Origin of the sequence: Psychrobacter sp. NC44, from assembly GCF_904846655.1 — a bacterium.
In the GTDB taxonomy this organism is placed as follows: Bacteria; Pseudomonadota; Gammaproteobacteria; order Pseudomonadales; family Moraxellaceae; genus Psychrobacter.
Genome location: NZ_CAJHBN010000014.1, coordinates 45,633 through 58,994 on the forward strand (window position 1 = coordinate 45,633; position 13,362 = coordinate 58,994).

At 42.9% G+C, this 13,362-nt stretch carries 11 protein-coding genes; 7 read left to right on the plus strand and 4 right to left on the minus strand.

Annotated elements, in window-relative coordinates:
* Positions 1–173 precede the first annotated feature (173 nt).
* The 6 genes from JMX95_RS10640 (at position 174) to JMX95_RS10665 (ending at position 5,245) form a co-directional block, all read left to right on the plus strand.
* Entirely contained in the window at positions 174–719 is a 546-nt protein-coding gene (locus JMX95_RS10640) for a porin family protein (protein ID WP_060492091.1), read from the plus strand.
* Positions 720–830: 111 nt separating this feature from the next.
* Positions 831–1,373, plus strand: a complete 543-nt coding sequence (locus JMX95_RS10645) for a porin family protein (protein ID WP_045447596.1) — start codon at positions 831–833, stop codon at positions 1,371–1,373.
* Between the two features lie 209 nt (positions 1,374–1,582).
* Positions 1,583–2,131 carry a porin family protein gene (locus JMX95_RS10650; protein WP_087816351.1) on the plus strand — a complete coding sequence of 183 codons (549 nt, stop codon included), beginning with the start codon at positions 1,583–1,585 and terminating at the stop codon, positions 2,129–2,131.
* 184 nt (positions 2,132–2,315) lie between these two features.
* On the plus strand, positions 2,316–2,813 hold the full coding sequence (locus JMX95_RS10655) for an NfeD family protein (protein ID WP_087816353.1): 498 nt from the start codon (positions 2,316–2,318) through the stop codon (positions 2,811–2,813).
* A gap of 15 nt (positions 2,814–2,828) precedes the next feature.
* A complete protein-coding gene (locus JMX95_RS10660) occupies positions 2,829–3,689 on the plus strand; it encodes an SPFH domain-containing protein (protein WP_045447605.1) in 861 nt (286 codons plus the stop codon).
* Between the two features lie 164 nt (positions 3,690–3,853).
* Positions 3,854–5,245 carry an esterase-like activity of phytase family protein gene (locus JMX95_RS10665; RefSeq protein WP_109592234.1) on the plus strand — a complete coding sequence of 464 codons (1,392 nt, stop codon included), beginning with the start codon at positions 3,854–3,856 and terminating at the stop codon, positions 5,243–5,245.
* A 278-nt stretch (positions 5,246–5,523) separates the two neighbouring features.
* Here JMX95_RS10665 and hemN read toward each other — a convergent pair whose 3' ends face one another.
* Both hemN and JMX95_RS10675 read right to left on the minus strand, forming a co-directional pair.
* Positions 5,524–7,065, minus strand: coding sequence for an oxygen-independent coproporphyrinogen III oxidase (hemN, locus tag JMX95_RS10670; RefSeq protein WP_109592231.1), 1,542 nt, complete (start codon positions 7,063–7,065; stop codon positions 5,524–5,526).
* A gap of 438 nt (positions 7,066–7,503) precedes the next feature.
* Positions 7,504–9,987, minus strand: a complete 2,484-nt coding sequence (locus JMX95_RS10675; protein ID WP_201560787.1) for a penicillin acylase family protein — start codon at positions 9,985–9,987, stop codon at positions 7,504–7,506.
* Between the two features lie 370 nt (positions 9,988–10,357).
* Between JMX95_RS10675 and JMX95_RS10680 the strand changes: the two genes are divergently transcribed.
* Positions 10,358–11,935 carry a YifB family Mg chelatase-like AAA ATPase gene (locus JMX95_RS10680; protein WP_201560788.1) on the plus strand — a complete coding sequence of 526 codons (1,578 nt, stop codon included), beginning with the start codon at positions 10,358–10,360 and terminating at the stop codon, positions 11,933–11,935.
* A 45-nt stretch (positions 11,936–11,980) separates the two neighbouring features.
* Here the strand turns inward: JMX95_RS10680 and JMX95_RS10685 are convergent, their stop codons facing one another.
* Both JMX95_RS10685 and JMX95_RS10690 read right to left on the minus strand, forming a co-directional pair.
* A complete protein-coding gene (locus JMX95_RS10685) occupies positions 11,981–12,682 on the minus strand; it encodes a phosphoglycolate phosphatase (RefSeq protein WP_109592225.1) in 702 nt (233 codons plus the stop codon).
* A gap of 164 nt (positions 12,683–12,846) precedes the next feature.
* A complete protein-coding gene (locus JMX95_RS10690; protein ID WP_109592223.1) occupies positions 12,847–13,347 on the minus strand; it encodes a DUF4385 domain-containing protein in 501 nt (166 codons plus the stop codon).
* Positions 13,348–13,362: the final 15 nt, after the last annotated feature.

Sequence of the window (13,362 nt, forward strand, 5' to 3'; positions counted from 1 at the left end):
CCCAAGCACTGATAAATACTTGCAAATCTTAACTCTCATACCATCAAACACTGACAGACGACTTGAAATAGTTTGTTACTATATACCCATCGTTAGCAAACAAGGCGATAGGGCTATAAAAGCCAATATAAATAGATAACTTGTTTGTCCAAATTGATTTTAAGGAGCTAATAATGAAAACGCTACAAAAAACGCTACTTGCACTAGCAGCTGGTTCTTTGTTAACTGTTGGCGCACAGGCCGCTACTTCTTATAGCAACGGTTACACTGGTCAGCCGTATGTCGGCGTAAAAGTCGGTCAGTTTGATCTAGATATCGACAATGCAGATGATCCAACTGCTTATGGTGTCTACGGTGGTTATAACTTCGATCAAAACTTTGGTGTCGAAGCAGAGTATGTAGGTTCAGATGATGCTGATTACAAAAATGGTGATCTTGATGCCAAAACTTATGGCGCATATGGTACGGCACGCTACCAGTTCCCAAATACTGGCTTATACGCTAAAGGTAAGCTAGGGGTTGCTAAAACTGAAGTAGAAGGTGATTACACCGTTGGTCCAGTTAAAGTTTCGAAATCTAGCAGCGACACAGGTCTTGCTGGTGGTGTAGGTCTTGGTTACTCAGTGAACCCTAACTTTGGTGTCGAAGCTGAATACTCAATGATGGACAGTGATGTCGATGCCAAACTACTTACTGTTGGCGCTCAGTTGAAGTTCTAAAGCCAAAACGATTTATCAGCTAAATGAGTGAGAGAAGATGGCAATAATAATTTTTTCTCATCCAGATACTTTACAGACAAATAATTAAAAATATAACCCTAGGGGAATACTATGAAAACTTTACAAAAAACGTTACTTGCATTAGCAGCTGGTTCTTTATTAAGCATGGGTGCACAAGCTGCCGTATCTTATGGCAACGGTTACACTGGTCAGCCATACGTTGGTGTAAAAGTCGGTCAGTTTGACCTAGATGTAAACGGTGCTGACAAGCCAACTGCTTATGGTGTCTATGGTGGTTACAACTTTGATCCTAACTTTGGTATCGAAGCAGAATATGTAGGTTCAGGCGATGCCGATTATTATAACGGTGATATCGATGCCAAGAGCTATGGCGCGTATGGTACTTATCGTTATCAGTTCCCAAATACTGCGCTATATGCCAAAGGTAAGCTAGGTGTTGCTAAGACTGAAATCGAAGGTAACTATATCGTTGAAGACTCTAATAGAAAAACCATTTCTAACGATGATACCAGTCTTGCAGGTGGTGTAGGCCTTGGTTATTCGGTTAACCCAAACTTCAGTGTTGAAGCTGAATATGACATGTTAGGTAGCGACGCAGATCTTATGACTGTTGGTGCTCAGCTAAAATTCTAAGTTTCTGATTAGCAGTATGATAACTAAAAAACGCACCCTTCGAGGTGCGTTTTTTTGTACGATAAAAAGCACTGTAAGCGTCATTAAAAAAGAGTGCATTCGAAATAAGGTTCTGTTAATATCTCGAATTCGACAATAGTTCAGCTAACTTATATGCTCTGTTATTTTCATTCAGATGGTATTTTTAGTTTTATTTAACAGGAAGATATATGAATACTTTACAAAAAGCTTTGATCGCCCTATCAGTTGGCTCTTTATTGAGTGTCAGCGCGCAAGCGGCAGTTAACTATGCAGGTCAGCCGTATGTTGGTGTAAAAGCTGGTAAGTTCATGGTAGATGCTGATGATCTAGATGATCCTACTGCTTATGGTATTTATGCTGGTTATAACTTTGATCCTAACTTTGGTGCTGAAGTTGAATATGTAGGCTCTAGTGACACTGATATTGATACAGGTACCAGACTTCTTAAGGGTGAATATGACCTTAAAACTTATGGTGCTTACGGTACTTACCGTTATCAATTCCCTAATACTGGTTTATATGCCAAAGGTAAGTTAGGGTTTGCTAAAGCTGAGATTGATGCGTCTTTAAGTGACGTACTTGGAAACACTATTAGTGAAAGCGATAGCGATAGTGGTGTTGCTGGTGGTATTGGTTTGGGTTATAACTTTAACCCTAGCATGAGCGTTGAAGCTGAATATGATTATGTCGCTGAAGATATTACTCTATTAACTTTAGGTGCTCACATTAAGTTTTAATAAGTTGATTAAAGAAAAAAGAAACGATCGCTTTGGCGGTCGTTTTTTTATGCTCTAAGTTTTAATATGTGTTTCTTACATTTTTCGAAGTATACACATCATATATTGATGATTTTTAAGAAATTACTAACACCAAAAATGTGCTACATTAAAAGTTAGAATGATAAAGATAGGGAATGTAGTGATGATGGAGATGCTGTGGATGATTGAACCTTGGCACTGGTTAGTCTTAGGTTTCATATTGCTGATCATTGAGATGTTTGTGCCGACATTCGCCAGCCTTTGGTTTGGTGCCGCTGCCATCATCGTTGCCGCGCTTTCGTGGCTATTGCCTATTTCTGTCTCTGTGCAAATTATTATTTGGTTGGTGCTTTCTGCCATATTCTTGCTGGCATGGTTCAAGTTTATTAAACCCTTATCAGTAGATCGCACCAAAGCAGGCTTGGGTGGTAGTGTTATCGTTGGTGAAACTGGCATGATTATCGTCCAGCCACAGCCAGATAGAGCGGGCACCGTCAGATTCAGTGTTCCTATTGTTGGGGCAGCGGAGTGGATGTGCCGCACTACGGGTGAGCCGGTGGCGGTCGGCGATCGAGTGGTGGTGACCGATATTGTCGGTAATGAGCTGATTGTGAGCAGTATGAAATCGCAGGCAGCGATTAATAAAGACATGCAATTATAATAATAAGGATGAATTATGGAAAGCTTTAGCATTGTCATGGTGGTTTTGGTTGCACTGGTTGTCTTTACGGTTTTCAAAGGCGTTCGAATCGTGCCACAAGGCTATAAGTGGGTGGTGCAGCGATTGGGCAAATATAGCCAAACACTAGAGCCAGGTCTCAACCTTATTATTCCTTTCGTTGATGATGTCGCTTATAAAGTGACGACCAAAGACATTGTTCTTGATATTCCCTCACAAGAGGTCATTACGCGAGACAACGTTGTTATCATTGCCAACGCCGTGGCGTATATCAATATCGTGCGCCCAGATAAGGCCGTTTATGGCATTGAAGATTATGAATATGGTATTCGTAATTTGGTGCAGACGTCACTACGTTCAATTATCGGTGAGATGGATCTTGATAGTGCATTATCTAGCCGTGATGAAATCAAAATGAAGCTAAAGCATGCGATATCAGAAGATATTGCGGACTGGGGTATCACCCTAAAGACAGTAGAAATTCAAGATATTAATCCATCGCAAACGATGCAAGCATCAATGGAAGAGCAGGCAGCGGCAGAGCGTCTGCGCCGTGCGACAGTAACTCGTGCTGATGGTCAAAAGCAAGCGGCTATCTTAGAGGCAGATGGACGTTTAGAGGCGTCACGTCGTGATGCCGAAGCACAAGTGGTATTGGCGAGAGGTTCTGAAGAGTCTATTCGCCTGATTACTAATGCAATGGGCGAGGAAGAGATGCCTATTGTCTACTTACTTGGTGAGCAATATATTAAGGCGATTCGTGAGCTGGCAGAGTCTGACAATGCAAAAATGGTGGTATTACCTGCTGATATCTTAAGTACCATCAAGGGTATGGTGGGTGATAAGCTTAAGGTTTAATCGGTCATGTATAGCCATGTGCTATAGCATTAACTCTTAAAATGGTCAGTGAGCTTATTAGGCGCTGGCTATTTTTTCGACTGTCAATTGTGCTGAACGCTACATCTAATAAATTACTCATATGGTTCGTTTAACAAGAATAAAATATATATCAGGGATAAAAAATGACGATAAAAAATATTAATACAGAAATCATTCAAATAAAAGACTTTATCCAAGGCACGGCACTACCTTATACCGTGCTAGATGATACGCATATCAATGCTGCGTATCCTGAGAGGAAGCTTGAGGTTAGAGGGGGTGGTTTCGGTTCAGATGCAGCGGCTCATCCAACCAATGCCAATCAATTTTATGTGCTCACCGATCGCGGTCCCAATGCGGATTTCGAAGGTAGTGCAGGCAAAGGTAAACAGTTTTTAGTACCTGACTATACACCGCGCATCGGACTGTTTGAGCTACAAGCAACTGGGCAAATTATTAAGATCAAAGAGATACTGCTAAAAGACGCAAATGGCAATCCTATCTCTGGGCTACCGAATCCACAAGCACTCGGCGGAACTAATGAAGTCCCTTACGATGTCGACGGCCAGCCGATGACCATTAATCCCAACCTACCTTTTGATGCAGTGACCAATCCTATCAAAAACGATATCAATGGTTTAGATCCTGAAGGTCTTGCTGCGCTCACAGATGGTAGTTTTTGGATCAGTGATGAGTATGGTCCTCATTTGGTTCATTACAATGCGCAGGGGGTGGAGATTGAGCGTATCAATGCCTTTGCGAGCGATGAGCGCAATAATGTGATGGCTAATGGTCAGCCGATTTTACTACCAGCAGAATTTATCAAACGTCGTGCAAATCGCGGTATGGAAGCATTAACGATTACTCCAGATCAGAGCACACTGGTGGGTATTATGGAGTCTTCTATGGACAACCCTGATCACTCAGGTCGTGTTTCTAGTTTGACGCGCATCGTCACTATCAATCTATACTCTGGTCAAATAGCACAGTATTTGTATCGTCTCGATCATGCTCACCATGTGACTTCGGGTATCGTTGCGATTAACAATCACGAGTTTTATTTGATTGAACATGATCGCAAGTTTCCGCTGCAAGACAAGTCTGCGCAAAAGCTCATTTATAAAATTGATCTCTCGCAGGCGACTGATATTGAGAATATTTTAAATACAGATAATATCAAGCAAGATCATGTATTGGGTTTAACGATTAATGAACAAACGCTGGAGCAGCTTATTGCAGCCGATGAAAAAAATTGGCAATTGCTGAAGGAATTGGCAATCAAACCAGTCAAGAAAACCTTGGCAGTCGACGTTCTCGCAACTGTAGAGTATCCACATGATAAGTTAGAAGGTTTATGGTTGCGTCAAGATGGCTCATTGGGTCTACTGAATGACGATGACTTTGCGATGACGGATTCAATGATTGCCAACGCTAAAAGCACAATCGAGCAAAAATATTTGGACAGTGAAAAAACAATAGAAGATGCAAATAGGCTATATATGGTGATGCCTTCTGAATGTGGTGATGGCTACTGAGTAGGCTAGGGCATGTCCTCAATTCAATTGATCATATCTAAACGGACAAAAAATGGCTAAATTTTGCCAAACATCGTTAAATAGCTGGTTAATATCCCGATATTATCTGTGCTATTTTCCTCGTTTGACTGCAATTTATCTCATTTTTATCACCATTTTTGAAATGAGGACACGCCCTAGAGGTATTTTTCGTCAATCATCAGCTTTATTAAACACCGTAAAAAAGACCTCGATTAAGGTCTTTTTTATGACTGCTTTTAATGTATGGAATCACTCAATCAGATAACTTTTGAGAAACGATTCTTATGTTTTTTCTCAAGATACTCATCAAATACCATGGCGACGTTACGACCTAACAATCGACCTTTTGGTAGCACGCGAATGCCAGCCGCGTCCATATCGATGAGCTTGTCTTCTTGCATGGCGCCAAGCTGTTGAATCTCATTGATAAAGTAAGTGATGGCATCGATACCAAATTTTTGATTGACGTCTTTAAAGTCGATATAGTCGTGACAGAGTAGATTCATAATCACATATTCACGCAAGCGATCTTTGATAGATGTTTTGATGACTTTTACTGCAGGCATGGCAGCCGAGTTACTTTGTGCAGCATCGATGCTCGCTTGATAAACTGATAAATCTGTATCATTTTGCAAAATATAGCGGGTATTGGCATTGGCAATTTGACTGATAGAGGAGACGCCGAAGCCCAATAAATCACAATCGCCCATGATGGTATAACCTTGAAAGTTACGATGCAGTTTGCCCTCACGCTGCGCCACGGCTAATTCATCATCAGGCTTGGCGAAGTGATCAATACCGATATATTGATAGCCAGCTTCGGTCAGCGTATTGATGCTATTGCCAAGCATTGTAAGCTTGGCTGCTGGGTCTGGTAAATCGGCTTCTTTAATCTGGCGCTGGGCCTTAAAACGTTCTGGCAAGTGTGCGTAATTGAATACTGACAAGCGATCCGGCGACATCTCGATGATACGGCGCACCGTTTTATCTAAGGTTGCGGGTGTTTGATGCGGCAAGCCATAAATCAGGTCGATATTGATAGAGTGAAAACCTAGATCCCGCGCCTCATTTAACACATTTTCAATGAGCTCTGCTGAATGTACACGGTTGACGGCGATTTGTACCGTTTCATCGAGGTCTTGTACACCTAAACTGACACGGTTAAAGCCAAGGTTACGCAATACTTTTAACGTCTCGCCACTCAGCTCACGTGGGTCAATTTCAATAGAGTAATCGCCTTTGTCTTCAGGTAAGAATTCAAACTGAGTTTGTAAAAACTGCCACAGTTGAACCATTTCTTCATCACGCAAAAATGTTGGCGTACCCCCACCCAAATGCAGCTGTTTAACGAGGGGTTTACTACTACCTTCTGGGACAGATAGCAGGCGGCGTTTGTGCTTAATCTCAGCGATTAAATACTGCAAATAATCGCCTGAGTCGCTATTTTTCTTGGTGATAATTTTATTGCAAGCGCAGTAATAGCAGAGGTGACGACAAAAAGGAATATGAAAATATAAAGACAGTGGTGCACGAGCTTCACGGTTCTGAAGGATCTTTGCCTCAAGACCATCAGAGATGGGTGAGAACTCTAAAGCGGTCGGATAGGAGGTATAACGTGGTCCTGAACGATTGTATTTATTAATAATAGCTTCATCAAAGGCAGGTAGCTGCTTACTCATCATACTGCCACGCGTACTGGCATAAGGACTTTCTGATTGCATAACAGGGCGTGTCGTGGTCGGTTGCTCTCCTGCACGATTGTAAGGTTGCTGAGTATTTGATTCTGAATGTTCTGTCATGCGGTACTCCTCGTTTTGACCTTGAGTATTACTGTTCTTACATCTCTAACGACCAAATATTTAAAAGCCAGTAGGTGTTTGATAGATCGTTAATAACCATAATAACTTTGTTATCAATAATAATTTTCACAGCGCTATATGCTGCTAAAGTTATAGCCATCAATAAGCACTAGTATAACAAATCCTTGTTTGCAGTGGGGTGGTCGGCGAGTTTTCTTACATGCAAACTGTCTATGATAAGTCCATTTGGTTTTGGCAATTATACTCATACCCCTCTTGCGGTTAGCTGGCTAAGTGCTGGCATCATGATGCATCGACGATATTCAAACAGACTGCTTCCATAAAGTAAAAAAGACCTCAGCATATATCTGAGGTCTTTTTATCACTAATTTAAGTTATCACTAATTTAAATTATCATTAATTTAAGTTACGTCAAACTTATTCTTTTAGCTGAATTTTATTGCCAACGGCTTGCTTGCTAACGTCACTAGCATTGAAGGGTAAACGAATCCATTCTTTAGCTGAGTAGCGACGACTCTGGTCACGATGGAATGGTCGAGTAGTATCAGAAGCTTGTGAGTAACCTAATAAGGCTTCTGCTACAGGGCCACCGTTATCAAAGGTAACGCTTTGCATATATGTCGGACCAAAATTAATGAGGTAGTTTGCGCCATCATTAGCGCTTGTGCCTCTCGTTTCTGCAACATTGAATACACCTTCACGACCAAAGCCACCATGCATAGCAATACGCTCGTCGTTTTTACTAGCATCAACGATATACTGCAAATCAGATAAAGACGCATCAAGAGCGATGTTTTTATCTTGGAAGAACTTAATGGAATCTCCTAAAGCAGTACGTGTATCCGCACTAATAATTAAACCACGAGGCGTATTGACTGGGTCTTTTGCATCAAATTTAACACTGAATATCGTATCCGTCGTTTCATTAAAGTCCACATTACGCCAAAACTCTCTAAAGACATGAGCACCTTTGCTATCTAAATTATTACGACGATCCCAATTACTCAAGATATTACAAGCATTGGTTGCATCAATAGTAGAGCCACCCGTCAAAGGCATGCTAGCATTCGCTCGACAATCTGCTAGTACGTCGTCGAGTACCAACTCAGCGACATAACTGCGGTTACCATAGACGACCTCTTGCATATTGTTTAAATTGAACTTAGTACCGCCTAAGTTATCTTTATTACTGAATCGATCTTGTATTTGAACCAGTCCCATACGTGAGCGCATAAGCAATGGAACACCAGCTGCTGGACTAGCACCTAAGAAGGGGGCTAAACGACGACGTAGGAGCGGTGAAAATCCAGTCAGTGGTTGCTCTAAATTGCTTAACCAATAGCTATCATTTGAGTTAGCAACATAATCATCGCGGATCAAGAAAGGTAAGTTTGAGCGCCCAAAAATACCTGCTTGCGGTGAGTCTGTATCAACTCCCCATTCACAGGCAGCGGTACTACCATTCAGTGCTGGCAAGTCAGAGGCAATTAACGCACCAAGGAAGGGGCCAGATGCAGCACTACTACAAGCTTCAAGCTTAGTTTTGGTCACATTTGGTACGGTTGAGATGTCAGCATAGAGTGCCTTACCATTACGGTCGGTAGCAATAGTATTAACAAATCCAAGACCAAGGACGCTTTGCATTCTATCGACTAAGTCCTCAACGCTTGTAGCCTTATTCATACTACGCCACTGATTGAGTGCTCTTGGGTTTTCAGAGGCGGCATCACGAATAGTATAAGCTAGATTATTAGCGCCCCATGCTGGTAATTGACCATTGAGTAAATTGACCGCTAACATAGGTCCATATTGTGAGACATAAATATTGTGAACCTGCGTCTGATTATTTGGTAGCTGAATAGTGACAGGAACGGTTTCGATATCACGCTGCTCAGTCACACCAGCGCTATTAATATAATTGTATTTGAGAGGATCTCCATCAACTAAGCTAAGCTGATAAAGCGTAAAACGTTTGGCAGTGGATACGGTATGGCTCCAAGCCACGTCTTTATTAAAACCGATGTTAGGGAAAGGCTGACCTTGTTGAGCCGCGCCCATCACATCCAGCTCACCTGGCATCGTTAAGTGAAACTGATAGAAGCGTTGGACGCCATCCCATGGCTCATGCGGATTGCCATACATGACCCCGCTATTAGTACCAGTCACCTCCTTACCAAAGGCATAGGCATTACTACCGCCACTCATCGCATTAATCGTATCCATATTGAATGCAGGTGCTGACTCTACGACAGGGTTTGCGACTGGAACACTACGCATTCTTGAGCTACCCTGAACGCCAGCAATAGAGGGCGGTGCCGCTGCTACAATGGGACCGACAAAATTAGATAAGCCACCACGTAGATTGGCTTTACCGTAGACCGTCAATAAATCATCGAGAGTAATCTCTCGTACCCATTCAGCATTGGCACAAGCAGGATCGATATTGGCCACGCCTTTATCACGTAGATAACGGCTATAGCCTGCTGCATAACCTGTCACAGCATCAATGACTTCAGGGTCTTGAGCTGCTAAAAATTCAGCTTTTCGCTTGTCAGTGTTGTACCACGTATAAAAAGCATCGCTAGCCAAATTACCGTCAGTGCCTAGATACAGCATACTCTGACCGCTAGCGACTACAACTTCACGCGCTAGTGAGCAGAAATTATCTTCTGCGAATGCATAACCGACGCCATAACCCAGACCTTTGTAATCCTTTGCGGTGATGTGCGGTATACCGAACTCAGTGCGCTGAATATCGGCTTCATAATTAATGGAAGGGGATATGACATCATCGTCATTGAAACTATTGTCGCTGTCTGAGCAGCCGAATAGTCCTAAGGATACTGCTACTGTCAGTAGCGTGAGTGTGGGCACACGCCGATTATGCATCTTTATGCTCATAAGCTTATCCATCCATGGTAGTAGGTATTATATAAAGTAGGTGTTATATAAATCTGCAGCAAAAAGCCGCCAGCAAACTTTATATGATCAATAAAATCCTTTTATTGCCAATACTCTTGCTAATCTTTAATGCTTTGTAGCGCGATTAAAATTATCCAATACGTTAATAACATGGTTAACAGGCGTGAGAATCTTTGGATAATCTTTGGGGCAGCATAGCCGAATAAGACTGAGCGAAAGAGCATCCGTTTATCATATAACAACTGTTGATAATTATGCTAGTAAATAAAATGAGACAATAAAACACGACATTTGCGCACTGATACATAATACTTTATGATCAATTATTCCCTATATTAGGAAAATGCTGATGTCGTTTGCCCAAGTCTATACCCGTTCAGTCGTCGGACTGCATGCGCCCAAGGTCATTATTGAGGTGCATCTGTCACAAGGGTTGCCAGCATTGACCATCGTCGGTTTGCCGGAGGCGGCGGTACGTGAAAGCAAAGACCGTGTACGCTCTGCGATTCTGAACTCTGGCTTTCAATTTCCTAATCGTCGTCTTACTATCAATTTAGCCCCCGCTGATTTGCCTAAAGATGGTGCACGTCTTGATTTACCGATTGCCATCGGAATCTTGGCAGCCAGTGATCAATTGGATCCAGAAGTATTATCAGGGTTTGAGTTTATCGGGGAGTTAGCGCTCAATGGGAATTTACGGCAAGTGACAGGCAGCTTAGCGGTGGCACGAGCGATCAAAGCTGAGGCGCTGGCGTCCAAAGTATTGCAGGTGGCAAATATCACTGAACAGGAGCTGATCGAGCCACGGCAAAAACCACAAACACCGCAGCTTATCGTACCGATTGATAATGGTGCTGAGGCTAGCCGTGTGGATGGCGTGACGATACTAGCCGCGCAAAGCTTAAAGACAGTTTGTGAGCACTTACAGTCGTTAGCGAACCCAAGCGCAGCCTATGAATCTTTGGACGTTGTACAACCGAGTCCAGCACAGCAGCAAGTTGGCTATCAAGTGGATTTGGCTGATGTCAAAGGACAGCATCATGCACGGCGCGCGCTAGAGATTGCCGCTGCTGGTGGTCATTCGCTGTTATTTACAGGGCCACCCGGCTCAGGCAAGACGTTAATGGCGTCACGGCTACCGACCATATTGCCGGATTTGAGTGCTGAGGATGCGTTAGAAGTTGCCAGTACTTATTCAGTGGCAGACAGCGATTACGATTATGGGACAAGACCGTTTAGGCAGGTTCATCACACTATATCAGCCGTGGCTTTGGTGGGTGGTGGCTCACGACCAAAACCGGGTGAAATTACCCTTGCCAATAAAGGCGTATTATTCCTTGACGAATTGCCAGAGTTTGATCGGAGTGTGCTTGAGGTATTGCGTCAGCCGTTAGAAGCCAAGCAAATCACTATTAGCCGTGCCAATTCGCAGATGACTTTTCCGGCAAATTTCCAATTGGTCACTGCCATGAATCCATGCCCATGCGGCTATGATGGCGATACCTCAGGGCGTTGTCGCTGTCGACCTGAGCAGATTAAACGTTACCAAGATAAACTATCAGGTCCACTGCTTGATCGCATTGATTTGCATATCACGGTGCCTGCATTACCGATTGCAGATTTGCAAAATGCTCAAGCTGGCGAAACCTCCGAACAAGTGCGCGTTCGAGTTATTGCTGCACATAAACATCAGATGCAGCGGCAACAAAAGGTCAATAATGAGCTTAGCCCTAGCGAGATTGATAAATATATCCAACTAGGAGAGGGCGAACAGCAACTATTACAGCTCGCTCAGCAGCGCCTAAATCTATCGGCACGCGGTTATCATCGAGTATTGCGAGTGGCGCGTACCATTGCTGATTTGGCTGACAGTATCGATATTACAAGCGCTCATGTGTCTGAGGCGCTGAGCTATCGGAGCAAATAATGATTTCAAAGAATGGCTTAAATGAATCATTCTAAGGTTCAAGTTTTAGCTGTCTATCGTATAATTTTTGAAAAAATATTCTACCAATGCCGCAAAATCATCAAAGGCTTCGGTGGGGTTTAGCTCACGGATATCTTGTCCATAATTATAACCATAAGACAGCCCGAAAGTATCCATATTAGCATTTTGTCCGGCTAAGATATCGTTTCTAGAATCGCCAATCATCACAGCTTGTTCTGGAGTGACGTTCAACGCTTTACAGACATGCAGTAGCGGTGCTGGATCAGGCTTTTTAGTTGAGAGACTATCACCGCCTAATACTTCACTGAATAAGTCCTGCCAGCCAAAGGATTGCAATATTTTCGGCACAAAACGAATCGGCTTATTGGTCACTAGCGCCAGCGTAAATCCTGCTGCTTTTAGCTTTTTTAGTCCGCTATCGACATCTGGGTAAGCAACGGTTTTGCTACCACTGAGATTTTTGTAAGCCTCAAAAAACAGGTGCTCTGCGTAATTGGCTTCCTCGACCGTCAACTCGCCTTCTAACACTTCTACCTTACCTGCTAGTGCGCGCTCGACCAGCATTCTTGAGCCATTACCGATCCAATTACGTATGGTGCTAATCGGATAGGTTTCTTTACCAAGTGTCGTTAACATTGCGTTAGTTGCATCCGCCAAATCTGGCACACTATCAATGAGCGTTCCATCGAAATCAAAAATCAAAAGTTGCTTAATATCTACAGTCATTATTATTTACCCACGCTAGCAATTTGATACTTTTTTGGAGTATTAGCTCCAAGCCCTCATTACCTTAGCACAGCAAATCATGAATTCAATTATTTAACAGTCTGTCATTATAAGTATTTCTATCTTTTCAGGCTGAGGATAATTTTTATTGATATATTTTATGCTTATTCAACCTCTTTATAACGTTCGCGATGCTCGGCTTTCATTCTTAAATAATCTTCGTTCTCACGACACTCGTCCCATTTCTGTTTAAATATGCGCGCTGACTCTGCTTTGACTGGGTCTTCGATTTGTCGTGGCAATTCTTCACGACCATGTGCGCCGCTCTGACCTTTTTTATCATCAGGAACAGCGCCCTTGTATTTTTTGCCGCCTTTGTGATTGGCATAACGACGGGCGCGGGTATAGCCCATTTGAATAAATTTGCGCGCCATATCTGCACCGACAAAGTCATCGGCCGCCAGATAATCTAAAAACATCTGATAAATTGTCTCGCTGCTCTCAAGCGCAATATCAGGGGTCGCAAAGCGCCAGTGTGGCAGGATTTCAGACTTATACGGCTCTACCAATAATACGCCTTGCTCGCCGCGACCGACCCGATATAGCTCGGGCTGCGCGCGCAAATCTAGGTTTTTATAATCCAAATCGTAATCGAACGCTCTCATCGCTTTTCCCTATTG